Source organism: Streptomyces griseoaurantiacus, assembly GCF_036189845.1.
Taxonomy (GTDB): Bacteria; Actinomycetota; Actinomycetes; order Streptomycetales; family Streptomycetaceae; genus Streptomyces; species Streptomyces griseoaurantiacus.
Genome location: NZ_CP108326.1, coordinates 5228893 through 5247837, shown reverse-complemented (window position 1 = coordinate 5247837; position 18945 = coordinate 5228893). Strand labels below are relative to the sequence as shown.

Below are 18945 nucleotides of genomic sequence, written 5' to 3'. Positions count from 1 at the left end.
GTGCGCGCTCCTCCCGCCCGCCCCGCCACGCCCTCTCGTCCGGGAGAACGACCGATGAGCAGCACCGCCTCCGGCGCCCCGCGCCGCACCGCCCTCGACGCCCTGCACCGCTCCCTCGGTGCCACGATGACCGACTTCGCCGGCTGGGACATGCCGCTGCGCTACGGCTCCGAACGCGAGGAGCACCTCGCCGTCCGCACCCGGGCCGGCCTGTTCGACCTCTCCCACATGGGCGAGATCACCGTCACCGGCCCGGACGCCCCGGCCCTCCTCAACCACGCGCTCGTCGGCGACCTCGCCACGCTCGCCGCCGGCCGGGCCCGCTACACCATGATCTGCCGGGCGGACGGCGGCATCCTGGACGACCTGATCGTCTACCGGCTCGCCGACGCGGAGCACCCGGTGTACCTGGTCGTCGCCAACGCCTCCAACGCCCGGACCGTCCTCGACGCGCTCACCGAGCGGGCCGCCGGCTTCGACGCCGTGGTGCGCGACGACCGCGACGCCTACGCGCTGCTCGCCGTCCAGGGTCCCGCCTCCCCCGGCATCCTCGCCTCGGTCACCGACGCCGACCTCGACGGCCTGAAGTACTACGCCGGGCTGCCCGGCACCGTCGCCGGTGTCCCCGCGCTGATCGCCCGTACCGGCTACACCGGCGAGGACGGCTTCGAGCTGTTCGTCGACCCGGCCGACGCCGAGAAGCTGTGGCAGGCGCTCACCGAGGCCGGGGCCTCGGCCGGGCTCGTCCCCTGCGGGCTGTCCTGCCGGGACACCCTCCGCCTGGAGGCCGGCATGCCGCTGTACGGCAACGAGCTGAGCACCGCGCTGACCCCCTTCGACGCCGGGCTCGGCCGGGTGGTGAAGTTCGGCAAGGAGGGCGACTTCGTGGGACGCGAGGCGCTGGCCGAGGCCGCCGAACGGGCCGAGCAGAACCCGCCGCGGGTGCTCGTCGGGCTGGTCGCCGAGGGCCGCCGGGTGCCGCGCGCCGGTTACCCGGTCCTCGCGGACGGCACGGTGATCGGCGAGGTCACCTCCGGCGCCCCCTCCCCCACGCTGGGCAAGCCGATCGCCATGGCGTACGTCGACGCCGCGCACGCCGCCCCGGGCACCGCCGGTGTCGCGGTGGACATCCGCGGCGGCCACGAGCCGTTCGAGGTCGTGGCGCTGCCCTTCTACAAGCGCCGCAAGTAACCGCCCGCATCCCCGCCGCCCGGGGCCACCGGCCCTCCCCGCACCGCGCGGGGCCGCCCCCCGGGCGACGCGACGCGGCCGCCGTCTCGCGCGCGCCGCATGGGACGGGAGGGGAGACTGGGCGCAGCGCGGGGCCGGACCGGCCCCGCCGGTCACCGTCCGGCCGTCCCTCACCCGTCCCCTCCCGACCTCCTTCCCCGACCCCTTTCCGGGCCCTTCCCCCGCGTACAGGAGAATTCAGCCATGAGCGACAACCCCCAGCACCTGCGGTACAGCAAGGAGCACGAGTGGCTGTCGGACGCCGCGGACGGCGTCGCGACGGTCGGCATCACCGAGCACGCGGCCAACGCGCTCGGCGACGTCGTCTACGTGCAGCTCCCCGAGGTCGGCGCCACCGTCACGGCGGGCGAGACCTGCGGCGAGCTGGAGTCGACCAAGTCGGTCAGCGACCTGTACGCCCCGGTCACGGGTGAGGTCACCGAGGTCAACGGCGACGTGGTCGACGACCCCTCGCTGGTGAACTCCGCGCCCTTCGAGGGCGGCTGGCTGTTCAAGGTGCGGATCTCCGGCACCCCGGACGACCTGCTCTCCGCGGACGAGTACACCGCCTTCATCACCGGCTGAGGAACCCACCCATGTCACCCTTGTCCCCCCAGTCATCCCGGTCTTCGATGTCCCTGCTCGACGCCCCGCTGCACGAGCTGGACCCCGACGTGGCCGCCGCGGTCGACGCCGAGCTGGACCGCCAGCAGTCCACCCTCGAGATGATCGCCTCGGAGAACTTCGCCCCGGTCGCGGTCATGGAGGCCCAGGGCTCGGTCCTCACCAACAAGTACGCCGAGGGCTACCCTGGCCGCCGCTACTACGGCGGCTGCGAGCACGTCGACGTGGTCGAGCAGATCGCCATCGACCGGGTGAAGGCACTGTTCGGCGCCGAGCACGCCAACGTGCAGCCGCACTCCGGCGCGCAGGCCAATGCCGCCGCCATGTTCGCGCTGCTCAAGCCCGGCGACACGATCATGGGCCTCGACCTCGCGCACGGCGGGCACCTGACCCACGGCATGCGGATCAACTTCTCCGGCAAGCTCTACGACGTGGTCGCCTACCACGTCGACGGCGAGACCGGGCAGGTCGACATGGCCGAGGTCGAGCGGCTCGCCAAGGAGTCCCGGCCGAAGCTGATCGTGGCCGGCTGGTCGGCGTACCCCCGGCAGCTCGACTTCGCCGCCTTCCGGCGGATCGCGGACGAGGTCGGCGCGTACCTGATGGTCGACATGGCCCACTTCGCCGGGCTGGTCGCGGCGGGGCTGCACCCCAGCCCCGTGCCGCACGCGCACGTCGTCACCACGACCACCCACAAGACGCTGGGCGGCCCGCGCGGCGGTGTGATCCTCTCCACGGCCGAGCTGGCCAAGAAGATCAACTCGGCCGTCTTCCCCGGTCAGCAGGGCGGCCCGCTGGAGCACGTGATCGCCGCCAAGGCCGTCGCCTTCAAGGTCGCCGCCTCCGAGGAGTTCGCCGAGCGCCAGCGTCGTACGCTGGAGGGCGCCCGCATCCTGGCCGAACGGCTGGTGCGGGACGACGTCCGGGAGCACGGCGTGTCCGTGCTGTCCGGCGGGACCGACGTCCACCTGGTCCTGGTCGACCTGCGCGACTCCGCGCTGGACGGGCAGCAGGCGGAGGACCGGCTGCACGAGATCGGCATCACGGTCAACCGCAACGCCGTCCCCAACGACCCGCGCCCGCCGATGGTCACCTCCGGCCTGCGCATCGGCACCCCCGCGCTGGCCACCCGCGGCTTCGAGGCACGGGACTTCGCGGAGGTCGCGGACGTCATCGCCGAGGCGCTGAAGCCCTCCTTCGACGCCGAGGCACTGAAGGCCCGCGTCGCGGCACTCGTCGCGGCGCACCCGCTCTACCCGGGCGTGCGCAAGTAGCACGTCCACGGGGCTACGCACCGTCGTACGCCCTTCGCGGGCGTACGCGCCGCCGTACGCCCGCACCCCCGGGGCGCGCCGCAACCCGCGCGCCCCGGACCCCGGCCGCCGCTCCCGCGCCCACACCGCGCGGGAGTGGCGTCCCCGCCCCCGCACCACCCCGCACAAGGGAGTCCGCCCGTGGCCATCTCGGTCTTCGACCTGTTCTCGATCGGCATCGGCCCGTCCAGCTCCCACACGGTCGGCCCGATGCGCGCGGCCCGCATGTTCGCGCGCCGGCTGCGCAACGAGGGGCTGCTGGACTCCGCCGCCTCCGTCCGCGCCGAGCTCTACGGCTCCCTCGGCGCCACCGGCCACGGCCACGGCACCCCCAAGGCGGTGCTGCTCGGCCTGGAGGGCGCCTCTCCGCGCACGGTGGACGTGGAGGGCGCCGACGACCGGGTCGCGGCGATCAGGGAGTCCGGCCGGCTGCGCCTCCTGGACGAGCACGAGATCGCCTTCTCCTTCGAGGAGGACCTCGTCCTGCACCGCCGCAAGGCCCTCCCCTACCACGCCAACGGCATGACCCTGTGGGCGTACGACGCCTCCGGCGCCGAGCTGACGACCAGGACGTACTACTCCGTCGGCGGCGGCTTCGTGGTCGACGAGGAGGCGGTCGGCGCCGACCGCATCAAGCTGGACGACACCGTCCTGAAGTACCCCTTCCGCACGGGCGACGAGCTGCTGCGCCTGACGAAGGAGACCGGCCTTTCGATCTCCGCGCTGATGCTGGAGAACGAGCTCTCCTGGCGCACCGAGGAGGAGATCCGCGCCGGACTGCTGGAGATCTGGCGGGTGATGAAGGCCTGCGTGGCCCGCGGCATGTCCCGCGAGGGCATCCTGCCCGGCGGTCTCAAGGTGCGCCGCCGGGCCGCGACCACCGCGCGCAAGCTGCGCTCCGAGGGCGACCCGGCGACGCTCGCCATGGAGTGGATCACCCTCTACGCGATGGCCGTCAACGAGGAGAACGCGGCCGGCGGCCGGGTGGTGACCGCGCCCACCAACGGCGCGGCCGGCATCATCCCGGCGGTCCTCCACTACTACATGGACTTCGTGCCCGGCGCCGACGAGGAGGGCGTCGTCCGCTTCCTCCTCGCGGCCGGCGCGATCGGCATGCTCTTCAAGGAGAACGCCTCCATCTCCGGCGCCGAGGTCGGCTGCCAGGGCGAGGTCGGCTCGGCCTGCTCGATGGCGGCGGGCGCGCTCGCGGAGGTGCTCGGCGGCTCCCCGGAGCAGGTGGAGAACGCGGCGGAGATCGGCATGGAGCACAACCTGGGCCTGACCTGCGACCCGGTGGGCGGCCTGGTGCAGATCCCCTGCATCGAGCGCAACGGCATGGCCGCGGTGAAGGCGGTCACCGCCGCCCGCATGGCCATGCGCGGCGACGGCTCGCACAAGGTGTCCCTGGACAAGGTCATCAAGACGATGAAGGAGACCGGCGCGGACATGTCGGTCAAGTACAAGGAGACGGCCCGGGGCGGTCTGGCGGTGAACATCATCGAGTGCTGAGGGCCGCCTCGCGCGGCCCGGTGGTGCGGCGTCTCAGATGCCGTCCTTGTGGCCGTTGCCGGCGAGCAGCTCCTCCGTGCTCTTGTAGGCCGGGGTGGCGTTCTTGTTGTCCCGGTCGTGGAAGTGCCTCAGGTACTGGACGAGGACGCGCACGCAGGTGTCGCGTCCCTTGTACTCCGCGTTGTCGACGAGACGGAAGTCCCGGTCGATCTCCTTCGTCTTCCCGTCCGGGCCGGTGTACAGGGGGTGCCAGATCATCTCGACGGCCGGGTTCAGCCGCTGGACCAGCCAGAGCTCGGGGACCTCCAGCCTGATGAGGATGCTGTCGGGGTTGTAGGCGCGCACGAAGATGTGCACCGGGCCGGTCGCGAGGTTCACGAAGGCCTTCGACACGATGCTCCACATCGGCCCCGTGAGCTTCCAGTCCGGATGCAGCTTCAGGACGTTGATTATCCTGCCGATGCGTGTGCGCGCCAGCGTCGTGTGGCCCTTCTGCTGCGCGTAGTCGTTGACCTCGTCGCCGCCGGCCCACAGGGCCATGGTGGGCGTCTCCAGCTCCATGTGCTTGGTCATCATCTCGACGAACTGCTCGTACCAGGAGTTCTTCATCCGGAGCTCGCGCTGCTCCTGGCGGTTGCTCGTCCGCGCCGCGGCGTCGGCGTTGATCTCGCCCTGCGAGTCGATCCCGCCGAGCAGGAGCTGCCAGGCGTCGTCCGCCTCGTCCTGGGGGATGCCCGCGGCCTGGATCAGTTCCTGGTAGGTGCCCCACTCCGGGTGCGCCACGGGCGTGCGGGAGTAGTGCCCGGCCAGGGGATTGTCCGGGGAGTTCTCCGTGCGCTGCACCCAGCGGGTCGTCGCCGCGTTCCCGGCCTGCCGCTGCAGCGCGGCCAGACCGGTCGGGGGCGGCGCCCCGCGTAAGGCCGCGGCCGGAGGCGCCGGACGCGCCCGTGTGACTTTCCGATGCTCTCGCACGCCCGCCTCGCCCCTCCCGGTCGACGCCCCGAACGGTAGGGCGGCGGGAGGGGGCGGAGGAGGTACGGAGGGGCAGCTTCCGGGGCATGAACCCCGGCCGGGCCGGGCGCCGGTCGTGGTGGGCGGCACCCCCGCGCGTCCGATCATATTTTTCGGGCCACGCCCAGCGGGCATCCGGATCGTGCCAGAGTGAACGGGCGGCAACTCCCGTCCCACACACCGCACTTCGAGGAGTCCCCCCATGCTGCGAGGTATCGACGTCAGCGCCTACCAGTCCTCTTCCTTCGGCACGGACGGTCTCTCCTTCGCCTTCATCAAGGCGACCGAGGGCCGCAGTTACATCAATCCCAGGCTCACCGCCCAGACCAAGCACGCCCGTGACGCCGGGCTCGTCGTCGGCTTCTACCACTTCCTGTGGCCGGGCAACCTCACCGCTCAGGCCGAGTACTTCGTCAAACACGCCCCGGAGAAGGGCGGCGACCTCCTCGCCGTCGACTGGGAGACCAACGGCGAGGGCGGCCACGCGAGCAACGCGGAGAAGGACAGCTTCATCCGCAAGGTCAAGGCGCTCAGGCCGAACAACCGGGTGCTCCTGTACTGCAACAGGAACTTCTGGCTCAACGTCGACAGGACCTCGTACGCCGGCGACGGTCTCTGGATCGCCGACTACGTGACGGCCGGCGAGCCCCGCATCAAGGCCAAGTGGCGCTTCCACCAATACACGTCCGACCCGCACGACAAGGACGTCGCCGACTTCGGCAGCAAGGCCGCGCTGAAGAAATGGGCGGACGACGCCTGACCGGCCCGGCGAGGCGCGGGCGGGACGCGTCCGGGCCCTCAGGACCGGCGCAGCAGGGCCAGGGTCTGTTCGAGTTCGGTGCGCAGGACCGCCGGTGCCGCCTCGGAGTCGCCCCGGGCGATCGCCTCGACCAGGGCCTCGTGGGTCTCGTCGCCCGTGCCGGGGTCCTCGGCGCGCAGGCCGACGAGGTCGAGCATCTCGATCAGGCCGCGGCGCAGGGCCGGGGTGAACTCGGTGAAGAGGTCGGCGAGCACGGGGTTGTGCGCGGCGGCGACGACGGCCGCGTGCAGGGCGATGTCGGCGTCGACGAAGGCGGCGTCGTCCGCGGTCGCGGCCCTGCGGCGGCCCTCCAGGGCGGTGCGGAGCGCGGCGGTGTCCTCGGGGGTGCGGCGGGCCGCGGCGAGGGCGGCCGCGTGGACCTCCAGGCCGAGGCGGACCTCGTAGACGTCCGTGGCGGCGGCGCGGCGCAGCCGGGTGGGCCAGTCCTCGAGGGGCTCGGTGGCGGTGACGAAGACCCCGGCGCCGTGCCGTGGGCGGACCAGTCCGGCGCCGGCGAGGGCGCGCAGCGCCTCGCGGACCGTGGAGCGGCCGACGCCGAGCTCCTTGGCCAGGGTCGTCTCCCCCGGGAGCTTGGTGCCGACCGGCCACTGGCCGCCGGTGATCTGCGCACGCAGCCGGTCCGCGGCCTGTTCGACGAGCGGGCTGGGGCGGACGGCGTCTAGCGGCATGGGGGCACCCTACGTCGCCGGGTGGGGGCGGTCGGAGCCGGAGTGCGCGCCGACACCGCGCCGAGCCCGCGAACGAAACAACTTGTCTGAGGAGCTGAGGTGTGGATAGCGTACCGGCATGACGCTTCGCGGTCTGCTTCTCCTCGGCTGCCGCGGCGGGGCCTGACGACGACCGGCACCCCCGCCGCGGGGTCCCGCCGTGCCGCCGGTCGCCGTCCGGCCGAGCCGAAGGCAGTGACACGCCAGCATGAACACCCCGCACGAGGACCCTCGCCCGTCCGCCCCTGCCCAGGAGTCCTGGAATCCGCAGCGGCCCGGACCCATGCCGTTCCACCGCTACCGTCCCTTCCAGGAACGCGTAAGGGTGCCCGCCGAGGACCGGCGGTGGCCCTCGGCCCGGATCGAACGGGCGCCGCTGTGGGTGCCGGTCGATCTGCGCGACGGGAACCAGGCGCTCGCCGAGCCGATGGACACCCCGCGCAAGCGCCGCTTCTTCGACCTGCTGACCGGCATGGGCTTCAAGGAGATCGAGGTCGGCTACCCCTCCGCGAGCCGCACCGACTTCGACTTCGTGCGACACCTGGTGACGGAGGGGGCGGTGCCCGGGGACGTGACGCCCGTGGTGTTCACGCCCGCCCGGCCGGAGCTGATCGACACCACCTTCGACGCGATCGAGGGGATGGAGCGGGCCGTCGTCCATCTGTACATCGCGACCTCGCCGGTGTGGCGGGAGGTGGTGCTCGGGCGGGACCGTGAGGAGGTGCGGCGGACCGTGCGGGAGGCGGCCACGCGCATGGCCCGCCGCGCGGACCGGCTGCGCGGCCGGGTGCGGTTCCAGTTCTCGCCCGAGACCTTCAACCTCACCGAGCCCGACTTCGTCCTCGAACTGTGCGACGAGCTGACCGCGCTGTGGGAGGCGAGCCCCGACCGTCCGGTCACCCACAACCTCCCCGCCACGGTGGAGATCGCCACGCCCAACGTCTACGCCGACCAGATCGAGTACGTCCACCGGCATCTGGCCCGCCGGGACAGCGTCGTGCTGTCCGTCCACCCGCACAACGACCGGGGCACGGGCGTGGCCTGCGCCGAACTGGCCGTGCTGGCGGGGGCACAGCGGGTGGAGGGCTGTCTCTTCGGCAACGGGGAGCGCACCGGCAATGTGGACCTGGTGACGCTGGCGCTCAATCTCTTCGCGCAGGGCGTCGACCCGAGGGTCGACCTGAGCGACATCGACGCGGTGCGGGAGACGGTGGAGCACTGCAACCGGCTGCCGGTGCACCCGCGCCATCCGTACGCCGGGGAGCTGGTCCACACGGCGTTCTCCGGCACCCACCAGGACGCCATCGACAAGGGCTTCGCCGCGCACGCGAAGCGGGCGGCCGAGCTGGGGGTGCCGGAGCGGGAGGCGCCGTGGGCGGTGCCGTACCTGCCGGTCGACCCGGCGGACCTGGGCCGTTCCTACGAGGCGGTGATCCGGGTCAACTCGCAGTCCGGCAAGGGCGGGATGGCCTACCTGCTGCGGACCGGGCACGGGGTGAACCTGCCGGCCCGGATGCGCCCGGACTTCTCGCGGGTGGTGCAGCGGGCCACCGACGACAGCGGCCGGGAGGCGACGGCGCGGGAGCTGTACGCGCTGTTCGAGGCGGCGTACCTGGTGCCCGGCCGGCAGGGCGCGGTGCGGCTCGTCTCCTGGTCGGCGAGCCGGGACGCCTCGGGGGCGCACCGCTTCGTGTGCGCGCTGGAGCGCGAGGGCCGCCGGACCGGGCACGAGGGCACCGGCAACGGGCCGCTCGCGGCCTTCGCCGACGCGCTGGCCGGGGCCGGGATCACGGTGGAGGTGCGCAACTTCGCGGAGCACGCGGCGGGTCCGGGGGCGGACGCGGAGGCGGTCGCCTACGCGGAGTGCCGGGTGGACGGGGTCACCGCGTGGGGCGCGGGCCGGGACACCTCGGTGCCGGCGGCGTCCGTGCACGCCGTGCTGTCGGCGGTGAACCGGGCGGGGGCGCGGTGGACCGCCAGGACTCGGGAAGCGACGGAGGCGTGATGCGCGGCGGGGACGACGGGAACGGGGACGGCGGCGGTACGGCGCTGCTCGACGCGCGGGACGTGCACGTCCTGCGGGACGGGCGGGCACTGCTGCGGGACGTCTCGCTGACCGTGCGCCCCGGTGAGCACTGGGCGCTGCTCGGCGCCAACGGGGCCGGCAAGACGACGCTGCTGAGCCTGCTGGGTGCCCGGGTGCATCCCACGCACGGCACGGTGGAGGTGCTGGGCCGCCGGCTGGGCACCGTGGACCTGCGGGAGCTGCGCTCGCTGATCGGGCACGTCGATCCGCGCCATCCGCTGCGTTCGGCGCTGCGGGTGCGGGACGTGGTCCTGACCGGCCTGACCAACTCCGTGGAGCCGCAGCCGCGGTGGGTGCCGACGCCGGAACAGGAGGAGCGTGCCGAGCGGCTGATGGGCACGCTGGGGCTGGCCGGCCGGCGGGAGGCCCGCTGGACGACGCTGTCGCAGGGCGAGCGCGGCCGGGTGCTGATCGCCCGGGCGCTGATGCCCGAGCCGCGACTGCTGCTGCTCGACGAACCGGCCACCGGGCTGGACCTGCCGGGCCGGGAGCAGCTGATCGAGGCGCTGGACGCGCTGCGCGAGGAGCACCCCGGGCTGGCGACGGTCCTGGTCACCCACCATCTGGAGGAGCTGCCGCCGGGGACGACTCACGCGTTGCTGCTGCGCGAGGGGGGTGAGCTGGCGCGGGGGCCGGTGGGGGCGGTGCTCACGGACGATCAGGTCGGCAAGTGCTTCGACCTGCCGCTGGTGCTCGGCCGTCACGGCGGCCGCTGGAGCGTGCGCGTCGCGCGCCGCCGCTGAACGGACGCGGGGGCGCCCGCCGGTGTGCGGCGGGCGCCCCCGTTTCGGGGCCGGGTACCGGGCGTACCCGGCTCGTCACTTGTTCAGGAACGTCCAGAACTCGTCGAAGGACAGGACCTTGTCGCCGTTGAGGTCACGGCTGGCGATGATGGAGTCGGCCACCGAGTCGGTGACGTTCCAGTCCCCGCCCTGGGCCAGGGCGGACTTGAACTCGGCGGCGGTGATGAAGCCGTCACCGTCCGTGTCGATCCGCTGGAACTCCTTGCGCGCTGCCTCGATGTCCGCCACCGATCGGCCCCCTTCTGTGGTGCCTCGTCCGCCGTCCGGCACCCGCGGTGCCGCCGTACGGGCGTCCTGTTGACGCAGGCCAGATTATCCGCCCGTACGGGCGCGCAGCGCGGCGACCACCCAGCCGAACTCCTCGCGGTGGGCGGCGGCGGGGGCGCCGCCCTTCACCGTGGCCAGCAGTTCCCGGTAGCGGGCGACGCGGTCGCCCGTCATCAGCTCCAGCCGCTTCAGGACGGCCGCCGGATCGCTGTCGCCGATCAGTTCGCCGAGGACGGCGCCGGCCTCGGGGGAGGCGGGGTCGAGGCCGCGGCGCCGGGCCTCGGCACCCTGCCGGACCAGTCGCCGGGCGAACCACAGGGACTCCCCCTCGGGCGCGGAGCCGCCGTGGTCGGAGGCGTTGAGTTCGGCCGCCGTGCGCATCTCGGCGCGGAAGCCGGGGTCCTGGAGCAGTTCGGCGAGTTCGACCCAGGCGTCGACCTGGGCGGGGGTGGGGTCCTCGGGCAGGTCGGCGGGCAGGCCGGCCATCCGATCGCGGATCGCGGGGTCGGCGGTGTCGAGTCCGCGGAACGTCTCGTCCACGAACTCCGCGACGATCCTGCCGCGTTCCGCCGCCGACAGCCGGGCCAGTCTGTTCATCAGGGTCATCTCCTCCGCCGTGGAACCGCGTTTCGCGACCGTCGACAGCACCGCGCGGGTCACCCGCAGCGCCCGGATCTGCGCGTCCAGGGCCGCGACGTGGGCGGCCGCCACCTCGGCGACGCTGCTCTCCCCGGACAGCACCCGGCGCACCTCGGCCAGGCCGAGGCCCAGTTCGCGCAGCGTGCGGATCAGCTCCAGGCGGGCGACGCTCGCGGCGTCGTACAGCCGGTAGCCGCCGGTGGAGCGGCCCACCGGGGGCAGGGCGCCCTGGTCCGACCAGTGCCGGATGGTGCGCACGGGCAGTCCGGTGGCCCGGGCCAGCTCGCCGATGGTGAACGGTGCGGTGCTGTTCTCGGTCACGTCGGCGAGTCTGGACCCTCCGGTGGGTGGAGACTCAAGCGCGAGTCCCGGCAGCGGGTCCCGGCAGCGGGTCCCGGCGGTCTCGCGGGGTTCAGCGGAAGACGCCGGTGTGGCCGAGGGAGTAGCGGCCCGGCTGGGGGTAGACGGCGAGGCCGTGGGGGCCCTTGCCGACCTTGACGCGGGCGAGCTGCTTCCCGGTGCGGGTGTCGATCGCGTAGACCTCGGCGTCGTAGCGGCCGGAGAGCCACAGCACCGTGCCGTCGGCGGAGACGCCGCCCATGTCGGGGCTGCCGCCCTCGGGGAGGTGCCACTTCTTCGTCAGCTTCCCCTTGGTGAAGTCGAAGACGGAGACGGTGCCCTCGCCCCGGTTGGAGATGTACATCTCGCGGGAGTCGCGGCTGACGTAGAGGCCGTGGCAGCCCTTGCCGGTGGGCAGGAAGGAGGGCCGCGCGAAGGTGTCGCCGTCCAGGACCCACATGCCGTTCGCCTTCATGTCCGCGATGTAGAAGCGGCTGCCGTCGGGGGCGATCTTCACGTCCTGCGGCATGGCGCCGTCGAACGGGAGCTTCTGCTCGGCGACCACCTTCATCCGCTCGGTGTCGACCTTGAGGAGTTCGCCGCTGAACTCGCAGGAGACGATGAAGTAGCGGCCGTCGGGCGAGAAGTCGGCGTGGTTGACGCCGTAGCAGCTCACCGGTTCGGTCCGGACGGTCTTCATGGTGTGGGCGTCGCGGAAGACGAGTTCGCGGTCGAGGGAGGCCATGACGACGGCGTACCTGCCGTTCGGCGTGAAGTACAGGTTGTAGGGGTCGTGGACGTCGACCGGCGCGCCCGCGCGGCCGGTCGCGGGGTCGATCGGGGTGAGGGAGTTGCCCTTGTCGTTGTTGACCCACAGGGTCTTCAGGTCCCAGGAGGGCACGACGTGCTGGGGCTGCCGGCCGACCGGGATCGTCTCGATCACCTCGTACGTCTTCGGATCGATGACCGTGACGGTGTCCGACTCGGTGTTGGGGACGTACACGCGGGAGGGGAAGTCCTTGACGACCGGGGAGAGCATTCCGGGGCGGTCGGCGGCGTAGACGTCCTCGGGGTCGAGGAGCGGCGGCATGCCGGGGAGGCCGTCGGGGGTGGCCTTTCGGTGCGCGGCGGCCTTGTCGGACGGGCTGGGGGCGGTGGGGGCGGCGGCCTGGCGGGTGCCGGTGCCGGAGGAGCCGTCGCCGCAGCCGGCGAGCGGGGCGAGGGCGAGGAGGAGGGCGGTGGCGGCGAGGGGAAGGCGGGTGCGGGTGCGGGTGGCGGACGGCATCAGCTCAGCAGCTCCGTGGTGGTCACCGCGTGCAGGCCGCGGTGGTCGAGTCCGGTCAGGAGGGCGGGGAGGGCGGCGACCGTGTCCGGGTGGCCGAGGTGCAGGCTCACCACGGAACCGGGGCGGACCGCGTCGAGGACCGCGCGGGTGACGGCGTCCGCGCCCGGGTCGGTGTGGTCGAGCGAGTCGACGTCGTACGACAGCACGTGCGGGTAGCCCGCGCGGCGGGCCAGACGGACGAGGAGCGGGGAGGCGCGGGGGGCGCGCGAGGGGCGGAACCAGGTGCCGATGGAGCCGGTGAGTCGGCGCAGGCGCCGGGCGCACTCCTCGATCTCGGCGTACGCCTCCGCTTCGGGCAGGTCGTTGACGGCGAGGTGGCGCTGGGTGTGGTTGCCGAGTTCGTGGCCGCCGTCAAGGATCCGGCGGGCGAGCGCGGGGTGGGCGTCGAGCCAGCCGCCGACGGCGAGGACGGTGACGCGGGCACCGCCCCGCTCGGCGGCGCGCAGGAGGGCCTCGGCGAGCGCGGGGTCGCCCTGCCCGTGGAAGGTGAGGGCGACGCGGGGGCGGGTGCGGGGGCCGTGGGCGATCTGGGCGGGGAGGCCGGGGTGGGCCCGGGGGGACGCGGGGGTCGTCCCGGTGGGCGTGGGCGCGGTGGTGCGGGGCGGGGCGGGTGTGGTGGCGGGGGCGGCCTTCGCGGCCGGCGGGCCGGGGGGCGCGCAGGCGCCGGTGCCGGTGAGGGCGGCGGCCGCGGCGATTCCGGCACCGGTGCGCAGGGCCTGCCGTCGGGCGGGGGGCGGGGTGGTCACCCGTCCATTTAAGGACTCTCCGTCCGTATATCGTCCTATTCGCCCGTACGGCGGAGGGGGGCGGGTCGCCGAGGTCCGGCCCTCTCGGGGCCGGGAGGGGGCGGGCTCAGGGCGCGCGCATCTCGAACCACGTCGTCTTGCCGAGCGGCAGCAGGTCCACGCCCCAGCGGTCGGCGAGCGTGTCGACGAGGAAGAGGCCGCGGCCGCTGACGTCCAGGTCCTGGACCGGCATGAGGCAGGGCAGCCCGCGCGAGGGGTCCCGCACCTCCACGCGGATCCGGCCCCGGCGGCGGTGCATCCGGAGCCCGAACACGCGCGCGCCGGTGTGCCGTACGGCGTTGCCCACGAGCTCGGAGACGAGCAGGACGGCGTCCTCCGTCAGCTTGGGCGTGAGGCCCCAGTGGCGCAGCAGCACGACCTGCGCGAGGCGGCGGGCGGTCGCGGCGGACTCCGGGAGCGAGGGGAGCGGAACCTCCGCTTCCGCGGGGTCACCGAACAGATCCAGCGCCTTCAGCGCCCGCTCGTCCTCGACCGCGGGCGTCCAGCGCGCGGCGGTCGCGCGGCCTTGCCCCCGCGGCTGATCGATGCCCTCCAGCCCCGCCATGCCCTCATCATGACCGCCCGGCGGGAGCTACGGGCCGGTTCGGCCGGAATCCGTCCCCCGGCGGCGGATGAGACACCGTGTCAACTGCAAGGGGGCGGACATAACGACCGGGACACGGCGGGCCCGGGAAGAGGTGGCCGGGCACCGGCGGCACCGCCGTTAGCGCGCGTTAACCTGCGTGCATGACCGTACATCTCGAAGTCTCCGAAGGCATCGGCACCCTCCGGCTCGACCGGCCGCCGATGAACGCGCTGAACGTGGCCGTCCAGGACCGGATCAAGGAGCTCGCGGAGGAGGCCGGGCGCCGGGAGGACGTGCGCGCGGTGATCCTCTACGGCGGGGAGAAGGTGTTCGCGGCCGGTGCGGACATCAAGGAGATGCGGGACATGGACCACGCCGCGATGGTCGTGCGCGCCCGTGCCCTGCAGGAGTCCTTCACCGCCGTCGCCCGCATCCCCAAGCCGGTCGTCGCCGCCGTCACCGGGTACGCACTGGGTGGGGGCTGCGAGCTGGCACTCTGCGCGGACTACCGCATCGCCGCGGACAACGCGAAGCTGGGCCAGCCGGAGATCCTGCTCGGGCTGATCCCCGGCGCGGGCGGCACCCAGCGGCTGTCCCGGCTGATCGGGCCGTCCCGCGCGAAGGACCTCATCTTCACCGGCCGTCAGGTCAGGGCCGAGGAGGCGCTGTCCCTCGGCCTGGTGGACCGGGTCGTCCCGGCCGCCGAGGTGTACGAGGAGGCCCGGGCCTGGGCGGCGCGGCTGGTGCGCGGTCCGGCGCTCGCGCTGCGCGCGGCCAAGGAGTCGGTGGACGCGGGCCTGGAGACCGACATCGAGACCGGGCTCACCGTCGAACGCAACTGGTTCGCGGGCCTGTTCGCCACGGAGGACCGCGAGCGGGGCATGCGGAGCTTCGTGGAGGAGGGTCCGGGCAAGGCGAAGTTCCTCTGACAGGCGGGCCGGGCCCTCGCCGGACGGCACCGCGGCCCCGCTCCTCCCGAGGGAGGAGCGGGGCCGCGGTGCCGTCCGCCCGGGGCCGCCGAGGCGGCCGTCGGGGCGACGGGCGTGTCAGGCCGTCCATTCCTTCCAGGACATGTTCCAGCCGTTGAGGCCGTTGTCCGGGGCGACGGTTTTGTCGTGGGAGTGCTTCACGACCACCACGTCGCCGACCATCGAGCGGTTGAAGAACCAGGCCGCCGAGACGCTGCCGTCGTAGCCGCCCTTGACGTCACGCAGGCCGACGCAGCCGTGGCTGGAGGCGTAGTTGCCGAAGGTGCCGCCGCCCCAGTAGTTGCCGTGGATGAACGTGCCGGAGGTGGTCAGGCGCATGGCGTGCGGCACGTCCTTGATGTCGTACTCGCCGCCGTAGCCGACCGTCTCGCCGTTCATCCGGGTCACCGAGAGGCGCTCGGTGATGACCATCTGGCCGTTCCACGTGTCGTAGCCGGACTTGCCGGTGGTGACCGGGATGGTCTTGATGACCTTGCCGTCGCGGCGGACGGTCATCTTCTGGGTCTTGACGTCGACCGTGGAGATCTGGCTGCGCCCGATCGTGAAGTCGACCTTCTTGGCCTGCTTGCCGTAGACGCCGGGCCGGCCCTCGACGCCGTCCAGGTTCAGCGTGACGCTGACCTTGGTGCCGGGCTTCCAGTACTCCTCGGGCCGGAAGTCGAGCCGGTCGTTGCCGAACCAGTGGCCGCGGACCTCGACGGCCGGCTCGGTCTTGATGGTGATCGCCTTCTCGACGTCCTCCGGGTGCGTGATGCCCCGGGTGAAGTTGACCGAGAAGGGCATCCCGACGCCGACCTTCGTACCGTCCTCCGGCGTGAAGTTGCCGGTGAAGGTGGCCTTCGGGGTCAGCGTGGTGAAGCTGGACTTCTGTGTCGTGCTGCGGCCGCCGGCGTCCTTGGCGACCGCGCGGACGGTGTAGCGGGTGTGGGTGGCCAGGTGGACGGAAGGCTCCCAGCCGGTCCCCCCGCCGGTGATCTTCCCCTCGACCTCGTGGCCCTTGGCGTCCTCGACGCTCACCTCGGTCAGCTTGCCCTTGGCGGCGGCGACCTTCAGCGCACCGGTCGTGGCCACGCGGTCGGCGCCGTCCTTCGGCGCGATCGTCACCACGGCCTGCGGGGAGGCGTTCTTCGCGCCCTCCGCGTCCTTGCCGCCGCTCGCCGCCCCCGAGTCCGATCCGCCCCCGCCGCACGCGGTCACCGCGAGCAGCAGTGAGCCGAGCAGCGTCGCGCGGACCACCCCCCTGCCGCCGCGTATGCGTGCGCCAACCGACGCCCCCGGTATCGGTCGTCTGTTCACTTGTCGTTCTCCCCTCGCACGGCCTGTCGAGGCCCGCACTCCAGCGCGTCATACGCGCGTACAGCGCAAATGAATCACACGGCGCGGCCCGCCGGACCCCCGCGATTGTCACTGTTCAGTCCCAATCCGCTCCGGGCGCGGGTGCGCCGGGGCACGCGCGGCTCCGGCGCCCCGCGCGTGCCCCCACCTGTCGTGTCGCCGCGTCGGCCGCCCCGGGACACGTGAGTGCGTGCCACGCTCTGGGCAGAACCTTGGGGAGGACGACGCGAGGAGGTGCCGCGGCCGGGACGCCGTGCGCCCATTTCCGCACCGTCGCACCGAGCCGCGGGAGGCCTACCGGTGTCGAGCGCAGCCGAGCAGGAGGCAGTACAGGAAGCGGCGGGGCACGCGCGCCGCCGCGAGGCCGTGCTGAACGGCGCCCCGCGCGCGGCGCCCCCGCCGCCGGTGTGGCCGGGGGCGCCGACCCCGCTCGGGGCACGCTTCCGCACCGGCCCGGACGGCACCGCGGGCACCAACTTCGCGCTGTGGGCCGGGGGCGCGGAGGCCGTGGAGCTGTGCCTCTTCGACGGGCCGGGCCCCGGGGCCGCGGAGACCCGGGCCCCGCTGACCGAGCTGACGCACGGGATCTGGCACGGCTTCGTGCCCGGTGTCCGCCCCGGGCAGCGCTACGGCTTCCGGGTGCACGGCCGCTGGGACCCGTGGACCGGCGCCCGCTGGAACCCGGCGAAGCTGCTCCTCGACCCCTACGCCCGGGCGGTGGACGGCGAGTTCGGGCTGCCGCCCGAGGTGTACGGGCATGTGCGGGACTGGCCGGAGCAGCACGTCGCCGACACCGTGCGCGACGAGCGGGACTCCGCGCCCCACGTCCCCAAGGGGGTCGTCGTCCACGACGAGGACGACTGGTCCGAGGACCGGCGGCCGAAGACCCCCTGGGCCGACACCGTCCTGTACGAACTGCACGTGCGGGGCTTCACCAGAGCGCACCCGGACGTCCCGCCCGAGCTGCGCGGCACCTACGCGGGTCTGGCGCACCCCGCGGCCCTCGCGCATCTGACGCGGCTGGGCGTGACGGCCGTGGAACTGCTGCCGGTGCACCAGTTCGCCCACGAGGACCACCTGCTGTGCCGGGGCCTGCGCAACCACTGGGGCTACAACTCGATCGGCTACTTCGCCCCGCACGCGGCGTACGCGGCCTCCGGGACGGCCGGGCAGCAGGTCGGCGAGTTCAAGCGGATGGTGCGGGCGCTGCACGCGGCCGGGATCGAGGTGATCCTCGACGTGGTCTACAACCACACGGCGGAGGCCGGCGAGCTGGGCCCGACGCTGTCCCTCAAGGGCATCGACAACCGCGGCTACTACCGCCTCCAGCACGACGCCCGCCGCTACGCCGACTACACCGGCTGCGGCAACACCCTGCACGTCGTCCAGCCGCACGTGCTGCGGCTGATCACCGACTCGCTGCGCTACTGGGTGACGGAGATGGGGGTGGACGGCTTCCGCTTCGACCTGGCGGCGGCGCTGGCGCGTTCGATGCACGACGTCGACATGCTCTCCCCGTTCCTCGCGGTGATCGCCCAGGACCCGGTGCTGCGCCGGGTGAAGCTGATCGCGGAGCCGTGGGACGTCGGCTCCGGCGGCTACCAGGTGGGCGCCTTCCCGCCGCTGTGGACGGAGTGGAACGACCGCTACCGCGACACCGTGCGGGACTTCTGGCGGCACGCGCTGCCGGACGTGCGGGAGATGGGCTACCGGCTGTCCGGCTCCAGCGACCTGTACGCCTGGGGCGGGCGCCGCCCGTACGCCTCGGTCAACTTCGTCACCGCGCACGACGGTTTCACGCTGCGCGACCTGGTCTCCTACGAGCGCAAGCACAACGAGGCCAACGGGGAGGGCAACCGGGACGGCAACGACGACAACCGGTCCTGGAACTGCGGGGCGGAGGGCGAGACGGAGGACGAGGGGGTGCGGGCGCTGCGGCGCCGGCAGCTCCGCAACCTGCTGACCACGCTGCTGCTGTCCACGGGCGTGCCGATGCTGGTCGCGGGCGACGAGATGGGGCGCACCCAGCGCGGCAACAACAACGCCTACTGCCAGGACAACGAGATCGGCTGGGTCGACTGGAGCCTGCTGCGGGAGCCCGGCTGGCGGGCACTGTACGACCTCACGTCCCGCCTGATCGCGCTGCGGCACGCGCACCCGGTGCTGCGGCGGCGGGCGTTCTTCTCCGGCCGTGCGCACTCGGCGGACGGGCTGCGGGACCTGGCGTGGTTCACGGCACGGGGCGAGGAGATGACGGAGGAGGACTGGTACGCGCCGGCGGCGACGCTGGGGATGTACCTGTCGGGCCGGGACATCCCGGGGCGGGACGCGCGGGGGGAGCCGGTGGTGGACGACAGTTTCCTCGCGGTGCTGCACGCGGGCGGCGAGGACGTGGACTTCACGCTGCCGGGGGTGCCCTGGGGCGAGCGGTACGAGGTGCTCGTCGACACGGGCCGGGAGCCGCAGGACACCGCTCCCGGCGAGATGCACGAGGGCGGCGCGCGGGTGCGGGTGCCGGGGCGGACGGTGCTGCTGCTGCGGGTGGTGGCGTAAGGGG

Annotated in this window: 16 protein-coding genes and 1 pseudogene; 9 read left to right on the top strand and 8 right to left on the bottom strand. The window is 73.3% G+C overall.

From position 1 onward, the window contains the following. Nucleotides 1-54: 54 nt before the first annotated feature. The 4 genes from gcvT (at nucleotide 55) to OHB09_RS23420 (ending at nucleotide 4676) form a co-directional block, all read left to right on the top strand. Nucleotides 55-1191 carry a glycine cleavage system aminomethyltransferase GcvT gene (gene gcvT, locus OHB09_RS23435; protein ID WP_093598332.1) on the top strand — a complete coding sequence of 379 codons (1137 nt, stop codon included), beginning with the start codon at nucleotides 55-57 and terminating at the stop codon, nucleotides 1189-1191. A 243-nt stretch (nucleotides 1192-1434) separates the two neighbouring features. Further along, complete coding sequence (gene gcvH / locus OHB09_RS23430; protein ID WP_006139712.1) at nucleotides 1435-1815, top strand: glycine cleavage system protein GcvH; 381 nt, start codon at nucleotides 1435-1437, stop codon at nucleotides 1813-1815. 47 nt (nucleotides 1816-1862) lie between these two features. Beyond that, nucleotides 1863-3128 (top strand): serine hydroxymethyltransferase, encoded by a 1266-nt coding sequence (gene glyA / locus OHB09_RS23425; RefSeq protein ID WP_328922497.1) that lies wholly within the window; start codon nucleotides 1863-1865, stop codon nucleotides 3126-3128. Nucleotides 3129-3308: 180 nt separating this feature from the next. Continuing rightward, complete coding sequence (locus OHB09_RS23420) at nucleotides 3309-4676, top strand: L-serine ammonia-lyase (protein ID WP_328922496.1); 1368 nt, start codon at nucleotides 3309-3311, stop codon at nucleotides 4674-4676. A gap of 33 nt (nucleotides 4677-4709) precedes the next feature. Here OHB09_RS23420 and OHB09_RS23415 read toward each other — a convergent pair whose 3' ends face one another. Then, nucleotides 4710-5519, bottom strand: coding sequence for a hypothetical protein (locus OHB09_RS23415; RefSeq protein WP_328922495.1), 810 nt, complete (start codon nucleotides 5517-5519; stop codon nucleotides 4710-4712). Nucleotides 5520-5889: 370 nt separating this feature from the next. Here OHB09_RS23415 and OHB09_RS23410 point away from each other — a divergent pair, with 370 nt between their 5' ends. Beyond that, a complete protein-coding gene (locus tag OHB09_RS23410; RefSeq protein WP_006139716.1) occupies nucleotides 5890-6447 on the top strand; it encodes a glycoside hydrolase family 25 protein in 558 nt (185 codons plus the stop codon). Nucleotides 6448-6485: 38 nt separating this feature from the next. Here OHB09_RS23410 and OHB09_RS23405 read toward each other — a convergent pair whose 3' ends face one another. After that, nucleotides 6486-7175 carry a FadR/GntR family transcriptional regulator gene (locus OHB09_RS23405; RefSeq protein WP_006139717.1) on the bottom strand — a complete coding sequence of 230 codons (690 nt, stop codon included), beginning with the start codon at nucleotides 7173-7175 and terminating at the stop codon, nucleotides 6486-6488. 247 nt (nucleotides 7176-7422) lie between these two features. On the opposite strand from OHB09_RS23405, the gene leuA reads away from it, so the two are divergent. Continuing rightward, a complete protein-coding gene (gene leuA / locus OHB09_RS23400) occupies nucleotides 7423-9219 on the top strand; it encodes a 2-isopropylmalate synthase (protein WP_328922494.1) in 1797 nt (598 codons plus the stop codon). Then, complete coding sequence (locus OHB09_RS23395) at nucleotides 9219-10043, top strand: ABC transporter ATP-binding protein (RefSeq protein ID WP_328922493.1); 825 nt, start codon at nucleotides 9219-9221, stop codon at nucleotides 10041-10043. Before leuA ends, OHB09_RS23395 begins: the two co-directional genes overlap by 1 nt. A 75-nt stretch (nucleotides 10044-10118) precedes the next feature. Here OHB09_RS23395 and OHB09_RS23390 read toward each other — a convergent pair whose 3' ends face one another. The 5 genes and pseudogenes from OHB09_RS23390 to OHB09_RS23370 all read right to left on the bottom strand — a co-directional run. Continuing rightward, the gene (locus tag OHB09_RS23390; RefSeq protein WP_006139720.1) at nucleotides 10119-10331 is read right to left on the bottom strand and encodes an EF-hand domain-containing protein; all 213 of its coding nucleotides are present in this window, start codon (nucleotides 10329-10331) and stop codon (nucleotides 10119-10121) included. 84 nt (nucleotides 10332-10415) lie between these two features. Continuing rightward, nucleotides 10416-11330 carry a MerR family transcriptional regulator gene (locus OHB09_RS23385; protein WP_328922492.1) on the bottom strand — a complete coding sequence of 305 codons (915 nt, stop codon included), beginning with the start codon at nucleotides 11328-11330 and terminating at the stop codon, nucleotides 10416-10418. A 91-nt stretch (nucleotides 11331-11421) separates the two neighbouring features. Continuing rightward, the gene (locus OHB09_RS23380; RefSeq protein ID WP_328922491.1) at nucleotides 11422-12633 is read right to left on the bottom strand and encodes a YncE family protein; all 1212 of its coding nucleotides are present in this window, start codon (nucleotides 12631-12633) and stop codon (nucleotides 11422-11424) included. Next, on the bottom strand, nucleotides 12633-13439 hold the full coding sequence (locus tag OHB09_RS23375; RefSeq protein ID WP_328922490.1) for a polysaccharide deacetylase family protein: 807 nt from the start codon (nucleotides 13437-13439) through the stop codon (nucleotides 12633-12635). The genes OHB09_RS23380 and OHB09_RS23375 overlap by 1 nt, the downstream gene beginning before the upstream one ends. 106 nt (nucleotides 13440-13545) lie before the next feature. Continuing rightward, nucleotides 13546-14067, bottom strand: a pseudogene (locus OHB09_RS23370) (ATP-binding protein); the annotation flags it as partial. A 158-nt stretch (nucleotides 14068-14225) separates the two neighbouring features. Between OHB09_RS23370 and OHB09_RS23365 the strand changes: the two are divergent. Beyond that, a complete protein-coding gene (locus tag OHB09_RS23365) occupies nucleotides 14226-14993 on the top strand; it encodes an enoyl-CoA hydratase/isomerase family protein (RefSeq protein ID WP_006139725.1) in 768 nt (255 codons plus the stop codon). 117 nt (nucleotides 14994-15110) lie between these two features. Here OHB09_RS23365 and OHB09_RS23360 read toward each other — a convergent pair whose 3' ends face one another. Beyond that, nucleotides 15111-16349, bottom strand: a complete 1239-nt coding sequence (locus OHB09_RS23360) for a L,D-transpeptidase (RefSeq protein WP_191892188.1) — start codon at nucleotides 16347-16349, stop codon at nucleotides 15111-15113. Between the two features lie 339 nt (nucleotides 16350-16688). Here OHB09_RS23360 and glgX point away from each other — a divergent pair, with 339 nt between their 5' ends. Beyond that, on the top strand, nucleotides 16689-18941 hold the full coding sequence (glgX, locus tag OHB09_RS23355) for a glycogen debranching protein GlgX (protein WP_328922489.1): 2253 nt from the start codon (nucleotides 16689-16691) through the stop codon (nucleotides 18939-18941). The last annotated feature ends 4 nt before the right edge of the window (nucleotides 18942-18945 follow it).